Raw genomic sequence first — 21,633 nt, 5'->3', positions numbered from 1 at the left:
CTCCCGGGGATGAGGATTCCCCCTCCGCCCCGCTCCGGCCCGGCGAAACCGCCGTGTGATCCGTGCCACGATGGCGCGCAACCGACGTGGGGGAGGGGCGCACATGGGTGCGGATTCGATGCTGCCCGGAAGGGTGACCGACGAGCTCGAGGAGTACGGCCGCCTCCTCGACCGCCACGGCATCACCTGGGGAGAACCGGAGATCCATTACGTGAAGTTCTTCGCCCGGCGGAAGGTTCTGCCGCCTGCGCTTTTCGACCGCTTCTGGAGCCTGGTCCACCAGGCCGTGGCGGACGAACATCCGGGCGAGCCATGTGACCGGCTCGCCGCCCGGCTCGCCGAGCCCGACTACGACCGCGTCCTGCGCGACACCCTCGACGGGGAGCTGCCGGGACACCTCGTCGCCGTCCGCATCGGGCCAGGCGCGGTCTCGCTGGAGGGCGCGCCGCGCACGGTGCTGGTCACCGCAGAGGACACGGCGGGGAGGCGTGCGGAGGCGGGCGGGCAGCTTGCGGAGGCGGGCGGGCGGCTTGCGGAGGCGGGCGGGCGGCTTGCGGAGGCGGGCGGGCGGCTTGCGGAGGCGGGCGGGCGGCTTGCGGAGGCGGGCGGGCGGCTTGCGGAGGCGGGCGGGCGGCTTGCGGAGGTGGAGGCGGGCGGGAAACCTGCCGAGGCGGCCGGGCGGGGAGGCTCCGCCGCACCCTGGCAGGGGGAGCGGGCGCCGCTGCCGGGACGCGGGGTAGAGCGGATCTCGCTGCTGTTCGACTCCAGGCGCGACGAGCCCTGCACGGTCAGCGTGGACGACACCCGGCGGGTGCTCGCGCCGCGCGGCGCCTGGCTGGTCGAGGCGGACCAGGACAGCGTGATCGTGGTGGGCGGCGAGCGCGTACGCCTGGACAGCCTGCTGCGTCCCGTGCGCGCGGCCAGGCTGCGCCTGTCGGCGGGGCTGCCGTGCCGGTGGAGCGTGGTGGCCGAGGACGGCAGCGGCTGGTTCCCGTCCGGCGTGCCGCACCGCTACGACTACCACGGCCGCCCGTACTTCCACGGCGACGACCTCGTGGTGGAGGTCCCCTGCCTGCCGCTGACCGTGCGGGTGGCCAGGGGCATGGAGTACGGCGAGCGCGAGCTGGCGCTCACCCCGGTCCCCGGCGCCGAGCAGCTCGTTGAGCTGATCCCGGACCGCCTGTACGACGCCGCCGCCCGCGGCTGGTACGGCGGCGACCTGCACGTCCACCTCAACTGGGCGGGCGACCTGGTGGCCGTGCCCGCCGACGCGGCCGCCGCGCAGCTCGGTGAGGACCTGCACGTGCTCAACCTGCTGGCGGGCAACGTGTCGGGCCGCCGCGTGTACGACAGGGAGGCGCTCGAACACTGGACCGGCCGCGACCTGCCATGGTCGGACGCCACCCACGTGGCCAGGATGGGCGTCGAGTACCGCAACGACCTGCTCGGCCACATCTACGCCTTCGCGCCGCGCTCGGCCCCCGGCCGCTATCACACGGGGTTCGAGGACGACGCCGACTGGCCGCCGAACGCCGACGGGCTGCGCGAGCTGCGCGGACTCGGGGCGCTCGTCGGCTACAGCCACCCCTTCCACGGCGCGATCGGCGACGGGGACTCGCCGTCCGGCGTGGTCTCGCCGGTGCCGCGCGACTGCACCGCCCGCGAGCTGGTCGCCGACGCCGCGCTCGGGCTCGTGGACAGCCTCGACGTGCTCACCCACGCCTCCATCCCGGCCACGGCGGCCGTCTACCGGCGGCTGATCGGCGCGGGCAACCGGCTGGCGGTCACCGCGGGCACGGACGCGATGATCTCCTTCACGCGTTCCGACACCCACTCGAACCCGCCCGGCTGGGCGCGCGTCTACGCGCAGGTCGAGGGCGAGCTGACCGCGCGCTCGTTCGCCGCCGCCGTGCGCGCGGGCCGCACGTTCGCCACCACCGGCCCGTGGCTTGAGCTGGACGTCAACGGCCACGGCCCCGGCCACGTCATCCACGCCACGGAGGGCGACCGGGTCACGGTCACGGCCGCCGCCGTCGGGCCCGAGGTGGTGGCGGTCCGCATCCGCACCGCCGAGGGCGTGCGCGCCGGGGCCGAGCGGCTGGCACCCGACGGCCGCGACGGCGGTGACGACGTGCTGACGGTGACGGCGGAGCTGACGCTGGACGCGCCCACGTACGTGGTGGCCGAGGCGCTCTGCGAGCCGCACCCGCGCACGCTGACCGCCACCGGGTACGCGCTGACCAGCCCCGTCTACGTGAACGTGGAGGGCAGGCCGGTGGCGCGGCGCGAGGACGTGCTGTGGTGCCTGGAGTGGCTTGACCTGCTGGAGGAGCTGATCCGCCAGCACGGGAGGCTGGTGAGCCCGTACCAGTTCGGCGACCACATGTCCCTGCTGGAACAGGCCAGGACGGTCTACCTGAGCCGCCTGGAGTCCTGAGCCGCCCCGCATCGAGGACACGGGCCTGCCACTGGGGCCGCCTGGAGTCCTGCGCCGGCCTCATCGAAAAGACGGGCCCGCCACCGGCGGGCCCGTTCGCATGCCCGGGCCCTGCTCATTCGAGCCTCTGGCCGAGTGTGTTAAATTTTGGCCATGCGGTCAGAAAATGGGACGAGCGGCCAGAAGTCGCGCTCGTTCATCGAGGAGGCCAGGCGGGCGCAGATCGTGGCCGCGGCCATCGAGGTCATCGCCGAGGCGGGGTACGGCCAGGCGTCGCTCGCCCGGATCGCCAAGCACGCCGGCATCAGCAAGGGGGTGATCTCCTACCACTTCGCCGGCAAGGACGAACTGATGGAGGAAGTGGTCGAGCGGACCTACGGCGGCATCGCCGAGCACGTCATGGCCAGGATGGAAGGGCTCACCACGGCGACCGAGCTGCTCCGGGCGTACGTCCTCGCCGTGGCCGAGCACATGCGCGGCCACCGTGCGCAGCTCGCGGCGCTCGGGGAGATCTTCCACAACTTCAGGGACGCCGACGGCAAACCCCGCTACGGCGTGCACACCAGCGAGCAGATCTACCAGACGCTCGAGCACTTCTACCGGATGGGGCAGGAGAGCGGCGAGTTCCGCGACTTCGACGTCCGCGTCATGGCCGTCACCCAGTCGGCCGCCATCGACAACATGTTCGCCTACTGGGCCGCCCACCCCGAACACGACCTCGACGCCCACGCCAATGAGCTCGCCGACCTCTTCGAAAGGGCCTGCCGCGCATGACGACCGCCACCACCACCCCCGACACCACAAGGACGCTCAGGCTCTACGCCATCGACAACCTGCGCATCGTGCTGACCGTGCTGGTGGTCGCCCACCACGTCGCGGTCACCTACGGCACCATCCCCGTCTGGTACTACCTGGAGCCCGCCCGTGACTCCACCGGCGGCCTGCTGGACCTGCTGGTGGTCGTCAACCAGGCGTTCTTCATGGGGTTCTTCTTCCTCATCTCCGGCTATTTCACCCCGGGCTCGCACGCGCGCAAGGGCGGGCGCGGGTTCGTCCGCGACCGGCTGATCAGGCTCGGCATCCCGCTGCTCGTCTTCCTCCTGCTGCTGCGCCCGATCGTGACCGCCGGCGTGTACGCCGACCTCGACGGCCTGCCGTACTGGCAGTTCTACCTGCTCTCCTGGGACCCGGGCCCCATGTGGTTCGCCGAGGTGCTGATCGTCTTCGCGCTGCTCTACGCCGCCTGGCGGGCCCGCAGGCCGCTGCCCGAGCGGCGGGACCTTCCGCTGCGGGCGCGGCAGATCGTGCTGTTCGCGCTGGGGCTCGCGGCGGTGACCGCCGTGTGGCGGATCTGGGTGCCGGCCGCTCGTACGTGCCCGTGCTCGGCCTGCCGTCGCCCCACTTCCTGCCGCAGTACGCCGCCATGTTCGCGGCCGGATGCGTGGCCTGGCGGCGCGGCTGGTACACCTCGCTGCCCGCGCGCGCCGGCCGGATCGGGCTGATCGCGGCCGCCGTGTCGACCGCGACCGTGCTGCCCGCCTCGCTCATGACGACCGGGATGGTCTCGACCGCGCTGATCGCGCTGTGGGAGACGGCCTTCGCGATCAGCATGATCATCGGGCTGACCGTGCTGTTCAGGGAGCGCTTCAACACGCAGGGGCCGCGCGGGCGCTTCCTCGCCCAGCACGCCTTCACCGTCTACATCGTCCACCCGCTGGTGCTCGTCGGGCTCGGCTACGCGCTCCGCCCGCTGGAGGCGATCGCGATCGTCAAGTTCGCGATCATGCTGGTGCTCGCGCTCCCGCTGTGCTGGGGGCTGGCCTACCTGGTGCGCTCGCTGCCGGGCGCCAAGCGGGTGCTGTGAGCCGCGCCCGGCAGCCGTGAGCGGACCGTCCCAAGGTCCTCAAACCCTCAAGCGTCGTAGAAGCCGTCGAGGACGCTGCCGTAACGCTCCTCGACGGCCTTCCGCTTGATCTTGAGGCTGGCGGTCAGCTCGCCCGTCTCCACCGTGAAGTCGCTGCCCAGGATGGCGAACTTCTTGACCGTGGCGTAGCTCGCCTCGCCCGCGTTCACCTGCTGGATCGCCTTCTCCACCTCGGCCCGCATGCGCGGGTGCTCGCGCAGCTCCTCGGGGTCGAGCGGCAGCGACTGGGCCTGCGCCCACGGCCTGACCACCTCCATGTCGAGGGTGACCAGGCAGGTGACGTAGTTGCGGCGGTCGCCGTGCACGAACACGTGCGACACGTACGGGCAGGCCGCCTTGATCTTGCCTTCCAGGTAGGTCGGGGCGACGTACTTGCCGCCCGAGGTCTTGATCAGCTCCTTCTTGCGGTCGGTGATGCGCAGCCGGCCCACGTCGTCCAGCTCGCCGATGTCGCCCGTGTGCAGCCAGCCGTCCTCCAGCGCCTCGGCGGTGTCCTCGGGCAGGTTGTGATAGCCGCGCATGATGCCGCGCCCCTTGATGAGGATCTCGCCGTCGTCGTCGGCGATGCGCACCTCGGTGCCGGGGAACGGCAGGCCGACCGTGCCGAACTTGACCGACTCCGGCCGGTTGAGGAACGTGCCCGCCGACGACTCCGTCAGGCCGTAGCCCTCGAGGATGGTCAGCCCGGCGGCGTCGAAGAACTCGGCGATGTCCTGTGACAGCGGGGCCGCGCCCGAGATGAAGTAGCGGATCCTGCCGCCGAACCGCTCGCGCAGCTTGGCGAAGACCAGCCGGTCGGCGAGCGCGTACTCGATGCGGGTGGTGATCGGCACCGGCACGCCGCGCTGGCGGGCCCGTACGACCCTGATGCCGGTCTTGCGCGCCCACTCGAAGATGCGCAGCTTGAGCCCGCCCTCGTTGCGCATGTTCGCCACGACCGTGTTGTGGATCTTCTCGAAGATGCGCGGTGCGGCGGCCATGAACGTGGGCCGCAGCACGCCGAGGTTCTCGGCGATCTTGTCCAGGCGGCCGTCGATGGCGGTCGGCACGCCCTGGCCGATCATCACCACCTCCAGCAGCTTGCCGAACGAGTGCGACAGCGGCAGCCAGAGGAAGTGCAGGTCGGACGGGGAGATCAGGTTGATCTCGCGGACCGCATCGGCGGTGTAGAGCCAGTTGTCGTGGGTCAGCTCCACGCCCTTGGGGCGGCCGGTGGTGCCCGAGGTGTAGATGAGCGTGGCCAGGTCGTCCTGGGCGATGGCGTCCACCATGGCGTCGTAGTCGCCCTCGTCCGCGGGGACCGAGTCGAGCGGGATCACCCAGCCGTCGTCGCTGGGCGTGCCGTCGATGACGATCACATGGCTGACGCCGGGCAGCTCCTTGCGCACCGACTCGAGCTTGGCGACCTGGTCGTCGTTCTCGGCGATGACGATCGTGCTGCCCGAGTCGCTGATGATGAACGCGGACTCCGCCGCGGTGTTGGACGGGTAGATCGTGGTCGTCGCCGCGCCGGTGGCCAGCACGGCCAGGTCGCACAGGATCCACTCGAGACGGGTCGAGCAGAGTATCGACACGCGGGCGCCGGGGCCGGAGCCGAGCTTCGCCAGGCCCAAGGCCAGCCCGCGTACCCGGTCGCCCACCTCGCGCCATGACAGCGAGACCCACCCGTCGTCCGAGGGCACACGGTACGCCTCGGCGTCGGGGGTGGCCGCGATCCGGTCGCGGAGCAGGGAGGGAATGCTGGACATGCCTGACCTCCTGGGGGGTGGTTGGCCCCGACTTTAAGGTGAGTGCGGCCTTTCCGTCGATGGTTGATCAATGACGCCGCCGCCGGTGCTCTCCCCACGGCGGAGCGTCTTGCCTGGCCCGGAGGCTTCGCGTAAGCTCCCCACGTCCTGTCGCCGATCTGTGAGGGCAGCAGATTTGAGGATCTGAGGTCGCGGGCACCGCGCCGTGCCGCCCTGCCGTGAGCACCCGTACTCGGGCACCCCGTTGTGGGCGCCCTGCCGCGGGCCGCGCCTGGGCGTGCGCGCGTCACCTGGACCTCCGGCGGATCCTCGTCGTTCGTTTCGCAGGCCGCGGACTCTTCCTGCGAGCCTCCACGCTGACGCGTGCGCATGCGGTGATTCCCGCAAAGTCGCGATATTTCCGACTTTTGTGATGGGAGCCGCTTTTATGGCCTTTTCGATTGTTGTGGATCACGTGTCCTTTTCCTGGCCGGACGGCACGTCTGTGCTCGACAAGCTCGACGCCGCCTTCCCCGCCGGGCGTACCGGGCTGATCGGGGTCAACGGGTCGGGCAAGTCCACGCTGCTGCGGATCATCGCCGGAGAGCTGGCGCCGCGCTCGGGGTCCGTCACCGTCTCCGGGGTGCTCGGCCACCTGCCGCAGACCGTGCCGCTGCGCGCCGGCCGTACCGTGTCCGACCTGCTGGAGATCACCCGCAAGCGGGAGGCGCTGCACGCCATCGAACGCGGCGATGTGGCCGAGGAGCACTTCGCCGTCATCGGCGACGACTGGGACGTCGAGGAGCGCGCCCGCGCCGAGCTGGACCGCCTCGGGCTCGGCCATGTCGGGCTCGACCGTACCGTGGGCACGCTGTCCGGCGGCGAGGCCGTCATGGTCGCGCTCGCCGCGCAGCTGCTCAAGCGCCCGGACGTGCTGCTGCTCGACGAGCCGACCAACAACCTCGACCTGGACGCCAGGCAGCGGCTCTACGCCGCCGTCACCGCCTGGCAGGGCGTGCTGCTCGTCGTCAGCCACGACCGGGCGCTGCTCGAGCTGGTCGACCAGATCGCCGAGCTGCGCGACGGGGCCGTCCGCCTGTACGGGGGGAATCTCAGCGCGTACGAGGAGCAGGCCGCCGCTGAACAGGAGGCCGCCGAGCGCGGCGTGCGCACGGCCGAGGGCGAGGTCCGCCGCCGGCAGCGCGAGCTGATCGAGGCGCGGACCAGGATCGAGCGGAGCGCCAGAGCCGGGAGGAAGGCGTTCGAGAACAAGAAGGTGAGCAAGATGGCCGCGGGCGCGCTCAAGCGCAAGGCCCAGGTGACGGCGGGCAAGCAGCGCGCCCTGCACGAGGAGCGGCTGGCGGAGGCGCGCGAGCGGCTGCGCGAGGCCGAACAGGCGGTGCGCGACGACGCGGAGATCCGCATCGAGCTGCCCGGCACCGAGGTGCCCGCGGGCCGCGTCGTCCTGGACCTCCCGCTCGACCCGCCGCCCGCCAGGCTCCTAGACCCGCCCGCCAGGCTCCTAGACCCGCCCGCCCCGCCCTCTGGTCCGCTCGCAGATCCGGTCGGGCCGCCGGTTCAGCCGGACGGCGCGGACGGACGGCGGGACGGCGTGAGCGGGCGCCGGGACGGCGCGGACGGGCAGGTGGACGGGGTCGATGGGCCGGCGGACGAGGCCGACGGGCCGAGGGGCGAGGTCGACGGGCCGAGGGGCGAGGCCGACGGGCCGAGGGGCCGGGTCGGTGGGCCGGGGGACGGGGCCGATGGGGTGCGGAGGATCGTGCTGGAGAGGCTGGTCGTGCGCGGGCCCGAGCGGATCGCGCTGCTCGGGCCCAACGGCTCCGGCAAGACCACGCTGCTCAAGCGCATCGTCGCCCACGGCGCGAACGTGCCCGTCCGCTACCTGCCGCAGCGGCTCGACCTGCTGGACGACCGGCTGAGCGTGGTGGACAACGTCCGCGCCGTGGCACCGTCGGCCTCGATCAACGAGGTACGGGCCCGCCTGGCCCGCTTCCTGTTCCGCGGGGAGCGCGCCGAGCGGCAGGCGGGCACGTTGTCGGGCGGCGAGCGCTTCCGCGCGACGCTGGCCGCGTTGCTGTCGGCCGAGCCGCCGCCCCAGCTCCTGCTGCTCGACGAGCCGACCAACAACCTCGACCTGGCCAGCGTCAGGCAGCTCGCCGAGGCGCTGTCGACGTACCGGGGCGCGCTGATCGTGGCCAGCCACGACATGCCGTTCCTGGAGACGCTCGGCATCACCCGCTGGCTGCGGCAGGACCGTGAGGAGGGACTGTCGGCATCGTAATTGACGGTTAGGGATCAATCCGGAGATAGTGTGGCAGGTGGCTACACCCCGGTTGATTTCCTGCGTTCTCGCCCTCGCTACCGTCACCGCCCTCGGCGCGTGTTCCTCGGCCGGGGAGTCACCGACCGGGGGAGACTCGAAGGTGTCCGGCGTCGCGGGCGGCGACGGCACCGCCTCCGATGGCGGCGAGTCGAAGGCGGCGCTGACGCCCGAGGCGTACAAGGAAGAGCTGCAGAGCCGGCGCAAGGCGATGACCGACGCGATCACCGGGCTGGCCAAGGCGCGCGGGCTCAAGGCGCTCGACCAGCGGGTGGACAAGGCCGAGGAGACGCTGAGCGGCGCCGCCGAGGCGCTTGCCGCCATCACGCCGCCCGAGGACGTGCGGGCCCAGCACGAGGCGTACGTCGCCGGCCTGCGCGACGTCGCCACCGGGCTCGGCTCCACGGCCGGCAAGGTCGGCGCCCGTGACCTGTGCACCTCCTCGGCCGTGCTCGCCGACCTCCGTGACAAGCTGGCCGCGCTCGACAAGGCGGGCCGCGCCCTGCAGACCGCCGGCGACTACCCGGCCGACGTCGTCAACGTCAAGGCCGGGGAGCGCCGCACGCGGCGGCTGCGCAACGGCGCGTTCGTCCGCAAGGGCGGCACCCTCGACGGCCGCAGCACGCTGGAGATCGACAACGGCGGAGACCTCGACGCCGTGGTGACCGCGCTCAGGGGCGGCAGCAAGGTGTTCAGCGTGTACGTGCGCAAGAAGGCGACGTTCAAGGTCAAGGGCGTGCGCGACGGCAACTACAAGATCTACTTCACGCACGGCACCGACTGGGACGGCAAGACCGGCGCCTTCACCCGGGACTGCAGCTTCGAACGGTTCGAGAAGACCGTGAAGTTCAAGACGACGTACACGGCGACGCAGATCCTCTGGCACGACTGGCGGCTCACGCTGCACGCCATCAGCGGCGGCAACGCCCGCACCACGCAGGTGGACCCCGACGACTTCCCGGGCTGATCCGGACCTCGTGAGACGGGGAAGGCCGCGCTTCCCGGCAGGAGCGCGGCCTCGAAGACGATCAGATCAGGTGGAGAACAGCATGCCCACCCAGCTGCGCTGGCGGTGGTGACCGTAGTGGCCGTGGTGGGGAGCACCCCAGGCCGGGCCGGGGGCGGGCGGAGGCGGGGGCGCCGCGTGGTACTGAGCCTCCAACCTGGTCAGCGTCTCGAGCTCGCCGTAGTCGAGAAAGATACCCCGGCAGTTGTCACACTGCTCGATGTGGACGCCGTTGCGCTCATAAGTCCGCATGTTTCCGCGGCACTTGGGGCACTGCATCTAAGTCGTTCTCCTTGGCTTCCGAGGTCTCGAAGTGAAACCTACCGCGCGCAACCCCGTCACGCCCTGACGATTCTGTTGCACGCCTCGACTAACGAATGCTCGACCTCGTCCAGTTCCCGGCCTTCGCGGTCGGCGTTCACCACGGCCGCGGCGGCGAGCTGGATGGTGAGCGCCCTGGCCGGAACGTCCAGCCACCGCCACGGGTCGTCGCCTGGGCCGAGCGCGGGCCCTCCCGAGGCGAGGTAGGCGCCCAGGAACCGCTCCCACACGGCCGGTTCGAGCAGGCCGGCGGCGTACCAGGCGGCCGGTCTCGCGAGGTCCCACGCGGGGTCGCCCACACCGAGGTCGTCGACGTCGATGAGCAGCCAGCGCTCGCGGTGGACGAGCTGGCCGAGGTGCCAGTCGCCGTGCGTCAGCAGCCCCGGCGCGGGCGGCGGGTCGGGCAGCTCCTTGAACGCCCGCCGGATGAGCTGCTCCACCGGCCCGTCGCCCGGCATGCGATCGACCGCGCGCGCCGCCCTGGCCGGGCCGCCCGCGGGCGGCAGCTCAGGAAGCAGCGTCAGCGGCACGGCGTGCAGCCTGGCCAGCAGCCGCGCGCCCTCCTCCCAAGGCGCCGCGCCCGGGTCGTCGTCCTGCGAGATCGGCCGCCCGGCCGGCCACACCGTCACCGCGCGGCCCGCCGCCGACAGCACCTCGGGCTCCAGCGGGGCCAGCATCACGCCGCTCAGCGCGGCGCTCGCCGCCGCGCGCAGCCTCGGTCGCAGCGCCTCCGGGTCGTCGCGCGCCGAGTGGGCCTTCACCACGACCTCGCCCAGCCGTAAGACCCTCACGTCGGTGCGCGTCGGATGCCACACGGGCGTGCCCGTCCCGCCGTACGCGGCGGCGATGCCCGCCAGCTCCTCCTCCAAGCCCACGCCTCCAGACTATGCGCCGCCGCCGCGGACGATCATCGGGTCAGCCGCAGTGCACGTTGCCGCACTTGACGGACGTCCAGGCGGGCGAGCCCCCCAAGACGTCGATGCACTGGCCGCGCGCGGAGACGTACACCGGGCCCGCCTGGTAGAGGTGCTCGCCGGGGCCGGTGCCGCAGGGCCCGGTCGCGCTCGCGGGGGCGGCGCCGGGCTCCGGACAGGCGGCTGTCCAGGGGAGATCAGGTCGGTCAGACTAGGCGTATGAGAGTTGGTTTCGCCGTACCCGTGTCAGGGCCGTGGGCCACGCCGGAGCATGTGCGCCGGGTCGCCGTCAGGGCAGAGGAGCTCGGCTACGCGGAGCTGTGGACGTTCCAGCGGCTGCTCTATCCGGTGGGCAGCAGCATGGGGCCCACCTACCGCGCCGTCCACGATCCGCTGATCACGCTGGCGCACGTGTCGGGCGTGACGAGCCGCATCGGGCTCGGCGTCGCCGTGATCAACGCGTACGTGCCGCCGGTCCTGCTGGCCAAACAGCTCGCCACCCTGCAGACGCTGTCGGGCGGGCGGGTCACGGCGGGCATCGGCCTGGGCTGGCTGCCGGAGGAGTTCGAGGCCAGCGGCGTGGACATGGCGCGGCGCGGGCGCAGGGGCGAGGAGTTCGTCGAGCTGCTGCGCCGGGCGTGGACCGACGACGTGGTCGCCCACAGCGGCGAGTTCTACCGGGTGCCGCCCGCCCACATCGACCCCAAGCCGGAGCCGGGGCCACCGCGCGTCCTGCTCGGCGGGACGGCCGACGTCGCGCTGCGCAGGGCCGCCCGGCTGGCCGACGGCTGGGTCAGCTCCAGCAGGGAGGACCTGACGGCCATCGGCGGCAGGATCCGGATGATCAAGGAGGAGCTGGCGGCGGCAGGGCGCGACCCGGAGGCGTTCAGGTTCGTGGTGCGCGGCGTGACGCGGGTGCGGGAGGCCGGCGAGGAGCGGCCGCTGTCGGGCACGTACGACAAGATCCGCCGCGACGTGGCCGAGCTGGCCGAGGCCGGCGTCACCGACGTCTTCCACGACCTCAACTTCGACCAGGACATCGCCTCGGCCGACGCCAAGGAGGCGATGCGCAGGGCCGAGGAGGCGCTGGAGGCGCTCGCGCCCTAGCCGCCGTACGGCACGGTGATGATCTCCAGGTTGTGGCCGTTGGGGTCGGACCAGTAGAGCCCGCGCCCGCCGTCGTTGCGGTTGATCCGCCCCGGCTGCCGGTGGTACGGATCGGCCCAGTACGTCAGGCCGCGCTCCCTGATCCGGCCCCAGATCTCATCGAACTCCTCCTCGCTCACCAGGAACGCGTAGTGCAGTGCCGGCACCTCGCCGGCCTGCGCGACGTCGAGCGAGACCCCGTTGCTCAGCGTCACGACGCGGAAGGGACCGTAGACCGGCGCCGGCTCCAGGCCGAGCACGTCCACGAGGAAGTCCGCCGTGGCGTCCCGGTCCCTGGCCGGCACGATCGTGTGGTTCAGCTGGACGCTCATATTCGCAGGCTATGTCAAGGCGACCGGCAGGGACGCGACGCCGCGGATGAAGTTCGACGGCAGCCACGTCACCGGGCCCGTCACCTCGATCGACGACACGGTGGCGCGCAGCTCCGACAGCAGCGCCCGCAGCTCGGCGCGGGCGAGCTGGGCGCCCAGGCAGAAGTGCGGGCCGTGGCCGAAGGTGAGGTGCCGGTTCGGCTTCCTGCCGATGTCGAAGGTGTCGGGGTCGTCGAAGACGGCCTCGTCGCGGTTGGCCGACACCGTCCACAGCGCCACCACGTCGCCCGCCGCGATCGCCCGGCCGCCCAGCTCCGTGTCGCGCACGGCCGTCCTGCCGACGTGCGCGGCCGGCGTGGTCCAGCGCAGGATCTCCTCGGCGGCGGGCTCGACCAGCTCGGGGTCGGCGCGCAGGCGGGCCCACTCCTTGTCGTGCTCGGCCAGCGCCAGCACGCCGCCCGCCAGCGCCAGCCGGGCCGTCTCGTCGCCGCCGATGATCAGGTTGTAGCAGTTGAGCAGCACCTCCTCCTCCGTCAGGTCGGCGGAGACGAGCAGGCTGATGACGTCGTCGCCGGGCGCGTCCCTGCGCTCGGCGGCCAGGCGGGTGTAGTAGAGCAGGATCTCGCTCTGGGCGATCCTCGCCTCGGCGCCCGGCGTCCCGGTGCCGCTCTCGCCCAGCATCGCGCGGCCGGTCAGCTCCAGCACCCGCTGCCGGTCGCGTTCCGGCACGCCGAGCAGCTCGCAGATCGCGCGCAGCGGCACCTGCGCGGCCACCTCTTCGACGAAGTCGCCGCCGCCCCGCCGCACCAGCCCGCCCAGCAGGTCGCGGGTGGCCGCCTCGATCGAGCGGGTGATGGGGCCGAGCGTACGCGGGCCGAAGCCGGGGGTCAGCAGGCGGCGCAGGACCGCGTGCCGGGGCCCGTCGGTGACCACGATCATCCGGCCCGCGCCCGGGTCGTGGCCGCGTAGCAGCGTGCGCAGCATGTTGCCCTTGAGCGAGGTGAACGTCTCGGTGTCCCGGACCGCGGCCAGCACGTCGGCGTGCCTGGTGACGCTCCAGAACCCGGCGTGCCTGCGCACCGGGTCGTGGGCGCGCAGGTGCCGCCAGTAGGCGGTCAGGTCGTAGTCGGCGTGCAGGCGCGGATCGAGCAGGTCCAGGTCGTCGTAGGTGCCCGGATCCGGCTGCGGGCGGCCCCCGCTCATCGCTCGAACTCGTCGAGGAGGTCGCCGAGCAGGTCGTCCTCCTCGCCGTTGACGGCCCTGCCGATGATCTCGCTGAGCGGCAGCTCGGTCAGGAACAGCTCGATCGGAACCTCCAATCCGAACCTGTCGCGCAGCTCGCTCGCCAGGAAGACGGCGGTCAGCGAGTCGCCGCCCACGGCGAAGTACGTACGGGACAGGTCGCCGGGGCCGGACAGGGCGAGCGTGGTCATGAACAGCTCGGTCACCGCCGCCGTCACGTCCTCCTGAGGCGCTCGCGTGTCCTGCTCCGGCTGCGGGCGGGGGCGCAGGGTGAGCGCGCCGTGCCGGTCCCCGGCGAACGGGTACGTGGGCAGGTGCACCCGCCGGCCCGCCGGCCAGGCGACCTCCTCGCCCGCCAGCCACGCATCGCCCAGGGGATCGCCCCGGTCCCACCGCCGCGCCTCCAGGGCGGCGGCGGCCTGCTCGTGGCCGGTCGCGATCACGTACGCCCGCGCGTCCAGGGCGGCGCGGCCGTGCGCCAGCGTGTACGCGACGTCGGCCAGCGCGGGCGCGTCCGGCTCGCGCAACGCCGCCGCCAGCCGCCGCGCGGCCGTGGCCAGCTGCTCCTCGGTCCGCGCCGACAGCGGCAGCACGACACGGGGCGCCGTCTCCGTACGCGTCCCTGCGGCGGCCGGGGCCTCCTCCAGGACCACGTGGACGTTGGTGCCGCCGATGCCCAGCGACGACACCCCGGCGAGCCGGGGCCCGGAGGCCGGGGCCGGCCACTCCTCGGTGGCGGTGAGCAGGCGGAACGGGGTGGCGTCCAGGGAGAGGTCGGGGTGGGCGCGGGTGACGTTCACGGTGGGCACCATCGTGCGGTGCCGCAGCATCAGCGCCACCTTGATGAGCCCGGCGATGCCGGCGGCCGCGTTCAGGTGGCCGACGTTCGACTTGACCGAGCCGATCGCGCAGCGGCCCGGCCTGCCGGACCCGTCCTCGAAGGCGGCGGCCGCGGCGGCGATCTCGATGCGGTCGCCGAGGTCGGTGCCGGTTCCGTGCGCTTCGAGGAACTGGGCGTCCGACGGGTCGAGCCCGGCCGTCGCCCACGCCTCCACGATGGCCGCGACCTGCCCGTCCACGCCCGGCGCGGTGAAGCCGACCCGGCCGGGGCCGTCGTTGGTCGCCGCCGTGCCCCGGATGACCGCGTAGATCGGGTCGCCGTCGGCCAGCGCGTCCTCCAGCCGCCGCAGCACCACCAGGCCGACGCCGTCGCCGCCGACCGTGCCCGCGGCCTTCTCGTCGAACGGCCGGCAGCGGCCGTCGGGCGAGGAGATGCCGCCGGGCTCGTACACATAGCCGCGCGGGTACGGCGACTCGATGGACACGCCGCCCGCGAGCGCCAGGTCGCACTCGCCGCCGAGCAGCGCCTGCACGGCGACGTGCACGGTCGCGAGCGACGTCGAGCAGCCCGTCTGCACGGTCAGGCTCGGCCCGGTCAGCCCCAGCCGGTACGACAGCCACCCGGCGAGGAACTCCCGGTCGGTGAACACCCGCACGTGCATCGGCCCCAGCCGGGACCGCAGAGTCCCGTCCACCTGGGCCGCGACGGAGTGCTCCGACGGCCCGCCGCCCACGTACACGCCGGTCCTGGCGGGCGGGCGGCGCGGGTCGTACCCGGCGTCCTCCAGCGCCGACCAGGCCGTCTCCAGGAGCTGGCGGTGCTGCGGGTCGAGCGCCGCCGCCTCCGTGGCGTTGAACCCGAACAGCGGATGCTCGAACCTGTCGGCGTCGGCCAGGAACCCCTTGGCCGCCACGTAGCCGGGGCCGCGCAGCTCGGCCGGGTCCACCCCGGCGGCGAGCAGCTCGTCCTCGCTGAAGTCGGTGATCGAGCAGACGCCCTCGCGCAGGTTGCGCCAGAACTCGGCCACGTTCCCGGCACCAGGGAAGCGCCCGCTCATGCCCACGATGGCCACCGCCGGTACGTCGCTCAATGCCTTTCACCTCTCTGTGCGTTCCTGCGGGCGGCGAGCAGCTCGCGCCGCCGCTGCCCGCGCCGCCTGGCCTCGCCGTTTCCCGCGGTTCGCCGATCGGGGGCGCCGCCGTCGAGCCGGGCGGCCAGCGCGGCGACCGTGGGGTGGCGGAACAGGTCGACCAGCGTGAGCCCGCCGTCCCTGCCGCGCTCGCGCAGCGCGGCGAGCACGGCGAGCAGCCTGATCGAGTTGCCGCCCAGGTCGAAGAAGTTGTCGTGCAGGCCGACCCTGGTCAGGCCGAGCGCCTGCGCCCACACCTCGGCCAGCATCCGCTGCGTGTCCGTCTGCGGGGACACGTACGGTCTGTGCAGGTCGGGGCGGGTGAGCGGCGGGTCGGGCAGCCGGGACCTGTCGATCTTGCCGGACGTGCCCAGCGGCAGCTCGTCCAGGAAGACGACCGTGTCGGGCACCATGTAGCCGGGCAGCCGCTCGGCCAGCCACTCCCGTACGTCCGGCACCGTCGGCGGTCCCTCCCCGTCAGCGGGGACCGCATAGACGGCCAGCCGGTCGCCGCGTACCGTCGCCGCCGCGACCGACACGCGCGGGTGCGCGGCCAGCACGGTCTCGATCTCGCCCAGCTCGACGCGGAAGCCGCGCAGCTTGACCTGGGTGTCCACCCGGCCCAGGTAGGACAGCACGCCGTCCGCGTCGTAGCGGCCGAGGTCGCCGGTCCGGTACATGCGCGCGCCCGGCGGCCCGAACGGGTCCGCGACGAACCGCTCGGCCGTCAGCCCTGGCCGGTTGGCGTAGCCGCGCGCCACGCCGTCGCCCGCGATGTAGATCTCGCCGGTCACGCCGACGGGCACCGGGCGCAGCCGCTCGTCCAGCACGTACGCCCGCGCGTTCGCGACCGGCCTGCCGATCACCACGGGCCGCCCGGGTTCGAGGTCGGCGGTGGTCGCGTACACGGTGGTCTCGCTCGGCCCGTACGCGTCCACCACCCGCCGCCACGGCGTGGCCCAGCGCTCCACCAGCTCGGGCGGGACCGCCTCGCCGCCGATGGCGAGCGTGCGCAGGTCGGGCAGCGCGTCCTGCGGGCACGGCAGCGACATGGCGGCCGACGGCGGCAGGAAGGCGTACGTGATGCGGGAGTCGCGCAGCCGGGCGTACAGCTCGTCGCCGAGCCGCTCGTCCTCGCCCGCCACATGCAGCTCGGCCCCTGCCACGAAGGTGAAGAACAGGTCGGAGACGGCCACGTCGAAGCCGAACGACACGTACTGCAGCACCCGGTCGCCGGCGGTCACGGGGAACTGGGGGCGGACGGCGGTGGCCAGGTTCAGCAGCGCGCGGTGCTCGACGGCGACGCCCTTCGGCCTGCCGGTGGAGCCGGAGGTGTAGAGGATGTACGCGAGGTCGTCGAGGGTGGGATGCGTGTCGCGTACCGGGCCGACGGGCGGGATCGGGCCGTCGTCGCCGTAGATCGTCACCGGCGCGCCCAGGTCGGCGGGGGCCGCCGTGATCAGCAGCCGGACCCCGGCGTCGGCGACCATGAACCGCAGCCGGGCCGGCGGATGCGCCGGATCGAGCGGCACGTACGCGCCACCGGCGCGCAGCACCGCGAGCGCCGCAACGGCCATCTCCGCGCCCCTGGGCAGGCAGAGGCCCACCGGCACACCGGGGCCGACGCCGGCCGCGCGCAGCCGGGCCGCCAGCCGGTCGGCGGCCGCCAGCAGCTCCCGGTAGGTCAGCCGGGCCGAGCCGTGCACCAGCGCCGTCGCGCCGGGCCGCGCCGCCGCCTGCTCGGCCACCAGGTCCGGCACCAGGCGCCGGGGGACGGGCACGGCGGTGCGGTTCCAGTCGCGCAGCACGCGGCGGCGTTCGCCGTCGGCGAGCAGCTCGTGCGCGGTGACCGGCAGCTCGGGGCGGCTCAGCAGCCCGCCGAGCAGCGTCTCGAACGCCCGCGCCCAGTGCCGGATGGTCGCCGCGTCGAACAGGTCCGCACGGTAGACGAAGTGGGCGGCCAGCCCTTCGCCGTCGCGCTGGACGTTCAGCAGCAGGTCGAACTTGGCGTCGTCGAGCAGCAGCTCCAGCCGCTCGACCTGCGCGCCCGGCAGGTCGAGCGTCATGCCGGGGTCGTCGTCGTAGGCGAGCATGACCTGGACGAGGGGGTCGTGGCTCAGCTCGCGGCCCGGCGACACCGCCTCCACCACCGCCTCGAAGGGCGCCTCCTGGTGCGGCCGCGACTCGCGCAGGCGGTCGCGTACGCGCTCGATCAGGTCGAGGTACGACGGCTCGCCCGTCACGTCGGCCCGCATCGCGAGCGTGTTGGCCAGCAGGCCCACCAGGTCCTGCACGTCGGGGTGGTCGCGACCGGAGACCGGCACGCCGACCACGAAGTCGCGCTGGCCGGTGACGCGGGTGAGGAACGCGGCGAAGGCGGCGAACACGGCCGCGAACGGCGTCGCGTTCCGCCCCGCCGCCACCTCCGCCAGCCGATCGCGTACGCCCTCGGGCAGGTCCAGGCGTACGACGCCGCCCGCCGCCGACTGCACCGCCGGCCGGGGACGGTCGGTGGGCAGGGCCAGCGTCTGCGGGACGTCCTTGAGCGCGCCCGCCCAGTACGCGACCGCCTCGTCCAGGGCGTGCCCGGCCAGCCGGTCGCGCTGCCAGGCGGCGTAGTCCGGGTACTGCACCGGCTGCTCGCCGTTCCTGAAGGTGATCGTCTCGCCTTTCAGGCGGGCGGAGTAGGCGGCGGCCAGGTCGCGCAGCAGCAGGCGGAGCGACCAGCCGTCGCAGACCACGTGATGCGCCACCAGCAGGACGAGATGGGTGCCGTCGCCGAGCGCGTAGACGGTGCAGCGCAGCAGCGGGCCCCGCGTGACGTCGAACGGCTCGGCCGCGTCCGCCGCCATCCGCGCCCGCGCCTCGCCCGCCGGCACGTCACGCTCGATGCGCAGGCAGGCCCGCGCCCGCTCCGCCACGACCTGCACGTACTCGCCGCCGTGCGGGCGGAACACCGTGCGCAGCGCCTCATGCCTGTCCACCACCGCGTCCAGGGCCGCGCCGAAGGCCGCCACGTCGAAGCGCCCCCGCACCGCGAACGCGACCGGCACGTTGTACTGGGCGGTGCCCGGGTTGAGCTGGTCAAGCACCAGCATCCTGGCCTGTGCGGGGGACACGGGGAACTCGTACTCGACCGGCGTCATCAGAACTCCCTCAGGATCGGTTCGAGGACTTCGGCGATCTCGGCGGCCGGGCCCGGCCTGAGCAGGTCGCTGTGCCCGCAGTCCAGGTCGTGCACCCGCACCTTCGCCGGCGCCCACCGGGCGGCCTTGGCGGGCGAGGGCAGGCCGCCGGGCTGGGCGGTGGCCGAGAAGAGCAGCACCGTCCCGTCGTACGGCGCGGGCCGGTACGTCACCGCCAGCCGCAGATGCCCCGCCACGGCGTCCGCCACGGCCGACAGGCGCTCGTCGTCCAGCCCGGACAGCGGCCCCTCGCTCTCCCTGACCGACGCGAACACGCGGGCCCGCTCCAGGCGGCCGGGCTCGGCGTAGGGGCGCAGCGTGCGGGTGCGCAGCAGGATCGTCAGCGCCTCCTGCTCGGCGTCGCCGGGGTCCGCCTGCGTGCCCGGCGGCCAGGGGACCGCGTCCAGCGAGGCCACCAGCCCGGCCTCCTGCCCGTCCGCGCGCAGGCGGGCGGCCATCTCGTACGCGAGCAGCCCGCCGAAGGAGTGCCCGAGCAGCAGGTACGGACCCTCGGGCCGGACCCGCCTGATCCGCGCCAGGTAGTCGCCGGCCAGCTCGCGCATCGTGCCGGGCGGCCGGTACGAGGGGTCCTGGAGCACCGGCGACTGCAACGCGTACACCGGGCGGCCGGACGCGAGGTGGGGGAGCAGCGCCGTGTAGGACCAGCCGATGCCCCGTCCCGGATGCACGCAGAACAGCGGCGGCAGGTCGCCCTCGGCCCTGAGCGTCAGCAGCGGCGACAGGTCCAGCTCGGGCGCGGCCCTGTCGAGGCGGGCGGCCAGCCCGGCCGGGGTGGGCGACTCGAACAGCGCGGCGATCGAGGTGCGCAGGCCCAGCGCGTGCTCGACCGCGGCCATCAGGCGCATGGCGAGCAGCGAGTCGCCGCCCGCGGCGAAGAAGTCGGTGCCGGCGTGCGCCTCGGGGATGTTCAGCACCTCGGCGAACAGGCCGCACAGCTCCTTCTCGCGCGGTGTGGCCGGAGGGGTCCCCGAGGGCTCGGCCGCGTGCGCGGCGGGACGCGCGGCGGCCCGGCCGCCGGTGGCCCGGCTCCCGGGCGGGCCGTCGCCCGGCAAGCCGGAGCCGGGGATCCCGGAGTTCGGGAGGGCGGCGGAGGGGAGGGCGGCGCGGTCGATCTTGCCGTGCGGGGTGAGCGGCAGGTGCCCGAGCACCTCGTACCGGGAGGGCAGGAGGTGGCGGGGCAGGTGGGCGCCGGCGTGCCCGCGCACCCGGTCGAGCCGCCCGTTCCCGGTCAGCAGCAGGTACGCGACCAGCCGCCGCCCGGACGGCGACTCCGGCGCGGTGACGACGGCGCGCTCCACGTCGGGGCAGCCCTCCAGCACCGCCTCCACCTCGCCGGGCTCGACCCGGTGGCCGCGGATCTTGACCTGCCCGTCCGCCCGGCCCGCGAACTCCAGCTCGCCGGCCGGCGTCCACCGCGCCAGGTCGCCGGTCCGGTACATCCGCCCGCCCGGCGGGCCGAACGGGTCGGCGACGAACCGTTCCGCCGTCATCCCCGGACGGCCGAGATAGCCGCGGGCCAGGCTGGTCCCCGCGATGTACAGCTCGCCGATCACGCCCACGGGGGCGGGCCGCAGCCGGGCGTCGAGGACGTACACGCGGGTGTTGTCCAGCGGCCGCCCGATCGGGATCGGCCCCGCCGCCGGCTCCTGGGGCACGCGGTGGCTGGTGGCGAACGTCGTGGTCTCGGTGGGGCCGTACCCGTTGACGACCCGGACGCCGCGCCGCGCCAGCCGCCGCGCCGCGTCGGCGGGCAGCACGTCACCGCCCGCCCACACCTCGCCCGCCCTGGCCAGCGCGCCGGGCGCGAGGTCGGCGAGGGTGCGGAACAGCTCGGCCGTCAGCCACACCGCGTCAAGGCGGCTCCGCTCGATCGTGCTCGCGTGCAGCGGGCCCGGCGGCGCGATGACGACGGTGCCGCCGTTGAGCAGGGGGATCCACAGCTCGTACGTGGCCGCGTCGAAGGTGTGCGGGCTGTGCAGCAGCACCCGCCGGTGCCCGGCGAAGCGGCGGTCGGCGGCCAGCTCAAGGATGTTCTGGTGGGTGACGACCACGCCCTTGGGCTCGCCGGTCGAGCCCGAGGTGTACATGACGTACGCGGCGGCATGCGGACGCACCGGCACGGGCACGAACTCGCTGCTGCCGGTGTCGCAGCCGGCGGAGGTCAGCACGATCTCGGCGCCGCTGTCCGCGAGCAGCCGCTCCAGCCGGGCGGCCGGCTGCGCCGGGTCGAGCGGCACGTAACAACCGCCGGCCTTCAGCACCGCGAGCTGGGCGATCACCAGGTCGATCGAGCGCTCCATGAGCAGCGCCACCGGCGTCTCCGGCGCCCCGCCGGGTCGCGTGCGCGGCCGCATGCGGGCGGCGAGCCAGGCGGCCAGGCGGGAGGAGCGCTCGTCCAGCTCGGCGTAGGTCAGCGTACGCTCGCCGAACTCGACCGCGACCGCGTCCGGGGCATGCTTGGCCTGCGCCGCGAACCGCTCGGGCACCGACCCGCCCGCGGGCTCGCGCGCCGTGTCGTTCCAGGCGGTCAGCAGCCGGTGCCTTTCCGCCTCCGGCAGCACGTCGGCACCGTCCACGCCGGCGCGTTCGAGCGCGGTGACCAGCCGGGCGGCCACGGCCTCCGCCTCCGCGCGGGACACCACGCCCGCCCGGTAGCCGAGCCGCAGCCACAGCCGCTCGCCCGCCACCACCGTCACCGTCAGCGGGTAGTGGGTGGCGTCGTGGACACCGGTCAGCCGCAGGCCGGGGGTGTCGAGGCCGGAGCGCGGATAGTTCTCGAAGGCCAGCAGGGTGTCGAACAGCTCGCCGGTGCCGCGCTGCACGTCCGCCAGCCGTACGTGGTGGAACGGGGTGAGCGCGGCCTGCTCGTCCTGGAGGCGGCGCAGCAGGCCGGGCGCGGCGGTTCCGACGCGTACCGGGACGGTGTTGACGAACAGCCCCACCATCGACTCCACGCCCGGCACCTCCGGCGGGCGGCCCGACACCACCGCGCCGAACACCACGTCGTCGCTCCCGGTCATCCGCGCGAGCACCAGCGCCCAGGCGGCCTGCACCAGCGTGTTCACCG

General features: G+C 73.7%; 15 protein-coding genes. 7 read left to right on the top strand and 8 right to left on the bottom strand.

From position 1 onward, the window contains the following. Positions 1-133 precede the first annotated feature (133 nt). The 4 genes from WBK31_RS21080 to WBK31_RS21065 all read left to right on the top strand — a co-directional run bounded on the left by WBK31_RS21080 (position 134) and on the right by WBK31_RS21065 (position 4,301). On the top strand, positions 134-2,437 hold the full coding sequence (locus tag WBK31_RS21080; RefSeq protein WP_406673012.1) for a CehA/McbA family metallohydrolase: 2,304 nt from the start codon (positions 134-136) through the stop codon (positions 2,435-2,437). Positions 2,438-2,590: 153 nt separating this feature from the next. Continuing rightward, on the top strand, positions 2,591-3,211 hold the full coding sequence (locus tag WBK31_RS21075) for a TetR/AcrR family transcriptional regulator (RefSeq protein ID WP_364054274.1): 621 nt from the start codon (positions 2,591-2,593) through the stop codon (positions 3,209-3,211). After that, positions 3,208-3,939: an acyltransferase family protein gene (locus tag WBK31_RS21070; protein WP_406673011.1), complete on the top strand. Its 732-nt coding sequence runs from the start codon at positions 3,208-3,210 to the stop codon at positions 3,937-3,939. Before WBK31_RS21075 ends, WBK31_RS21070 begins: the two co-directional genes overlap by 4 nt. Next, positions 3,861-4,301 (top strand): acyltransferase family protein, encoded by a 441-nt coding sequence (locus WBK31_RS21065; RefSeq protein WP_406673010.1) that lies wholly within the window; start codon positions 3,861-3,863, stop codon positions 4,299-4,301. Before WBK31_RS21070 ends, WBK31_RS21065 begins: the two co-directional genes overlap by 79 nt. Positions 4,302-4,348: 47 nt before the next feature. On the opposite strand, the gene WBK31_RS21060 is transcribed toward WBK31_RS21065, so the two are convergent. Then, positions 4,349-6,109 (bottom strand): AMP-dependent synthetase/ligase, encoded by a 1,761-nt coding sequence (locus tag WBK31_RS21060; RefSeq protein WP_406673009.1) that lies wholly within the window; start codon positions 6,107-6,109, stop codon positions 4,349-4,351. Positions 6,110-6,536: 427 nt separating this feature from the next. Here WBK31_RS21060 and WBK31_RS21055 point away from each other — a divergent pair, with 427 nt between their 5' ends. Both WBK31_RS21055 and WBK31_RS21050 read left to right on the top strand, forming a co-directional pair. After that, positions 6,537-8,390 (top strand): ABC-F family ATP-binding cassette domain-containing protein, encoded by a 1,854-nt coding sequence (locus WBK31_RS21055; RefSeq protein ID WP_406673008.1) that lies wholly within the window; start codon positions 6,537-6,539, stop codon positions 8,388-8,390. A 142-nt stretch (positions 8,391-8,532) separates the two neighbouring features. Continuing rightward, entirely contained in the window at positions 8,533-9,396 is an 864-nt protein-coding gene (locus tag WBK31_RS21050) for a hypothetical protein (RefSeq protein ID WP_406673007.1), read from the top strand. Between the two features lie 66 nt (positions 9,397-9,462). Here WBK31_RS21050 and WBK31_RS21045 read toward each other — a convergent pair whose 3' ends face one another. Both WBK31_RS21045 and WBK31_RS21040 read right to left on the bottom strand, forming a co-directional pair. After that, positions 9,463-9,714, bottom strand: coding sequence for a zf-TFIIB domain-containing protein (locus tag WBK31_RS21045; protein ID WP_364054259.1), 252 nt, complete (start codon positions 9,712-9,714; stop codon positions 9,463-9,465). A gap of 59 nt (positions 9,715-9,773) precedes the next feature. Then, positions 9,774-10,631: a phosphotransferase gene (locus tag WBK31_RS21040; RefSeq protein WP_364054256.1), complete on the bottom strand. Its 858-nt coding sequence runs from the start codon at positions 10,629-10,631 to the stop codon at positions 9,774-9,776. A 258-nt stretch (positions 10,632-10,889) separates the two neighbouring features. Here WBK31_RS21040 and WBK31_RS21035 point away from each other — a divergent pair, with 258 nt between their 5' ends. Beyond that, on the top strand, positions 10,890-11,777 hold the full coding sequence (locus WBK31_RS21035; protein ID WP_364054253.1) for a TIGR03619 family F420-dependent LLM class oxidoreductase: 888 nt from the start codon (positions 10,890-10,892) through the stop codon (positions 11,775-11,777). Here WBK31_RS21035 and WBK31_RS21030 read toward each other — a convergent pair. Genes WBK31_RS21030 through WBK31_RS21010 form a run of 5 tightly spaced genes read right to left on the bottom strand, consistent with a single transcriptional unit; the run spans position 11,774 to position 21,631 of the window. Then, the gene (locus WBK31_RS21030; RefSeq protein WP_364054250.1) at positions 11,774-12,148 is read right to left on the bottom strand and encodes a VOC family protein; all 375 of its coding nucleotides are present in this window, start codon (positions 12,146-12,148) and stop codon (positions 11,774-11,776) included. The two genes, WBK31_RS21035 and WBK31_RS21030, sit on opposite strands and share 4 nt — an antisense overlap. 9 nt (positions 12,149-12,157) lie before the next feature. Next, positions 12,158-13,351 carry a cytochrome P450 gene (locus WBK31_RS21025; RefSeq protein WP_378787937.1) on the bottom strand — a complete coding sequence of 398 codons (1,194 nt, stop codon included), beginning with the start codon at positions 13,349-13,351 and terminating at the stop codon, positions 12,158-12,160. Beyond that, positions 13,348-15,321, bottom strand: coding sequence for a beta-ketoacyl synthase N-terminal-like domain-containing protein (locus WBK31_RS21020; protein WP_406673006.1), 1,974 nt, complete (start codon positions 15,319-15,321; stop codon positions 13,348-13,350). Before WBK31_RS21020 ends, WBK31_RS21025 begins: the two co-directional genes overlap by 4 nt. After that, the gene (locus tag WBK31_RS21015) at positions 15,318-18,506 is read right to left on the bottom strand and encodes a non-ribosomal peptide synthetase (RefSeq protein WP_406673005.1); all 3,189 of its coding nucleotides are present in this window, start codon (positions 18,504-18,506) and stop codon (positions 15,318-15,320) included. Before WBK31_RS21015 ends, WBK31_RS21020 begins: the two co-directional genes overlap by 4 nt. Beyond that, positions 18,506-21,631, bottom strand: coding sequence for a non-ribosomal peptide synthetase (locus tag WBK31_RS21010; RefSeq protein WP_406673004.1), 3,126 nt, complete (start codon positions 21,629-21,631; stop codon positions 18,506-18,508). Before WBK31_RS21010 ends, WBK31_RS21015 begins: the two co-directional genes overlap by 1 nt. Between the last annotated feature and the right edge of the window lie 2 nt (positions 21,632-21,633).

Origin of the sequence: Nonomuraea sp. N2-4H, from assembly GCF_045291505.1 — a bacterium.
GTDB classification, from domain to species: domain Bacteria; phylum Actinomycetota; class Actinomycetes; order Streptosporangiales; family Streptosporangiaceae; genus Nonomuraea; species Nonomuraea fastidiosa.
The sequence above is the reverse complement of the archived record's forward strand: the minus strand, read 5'-3'. Positions and strand labels throughout refer to the sequence as shown.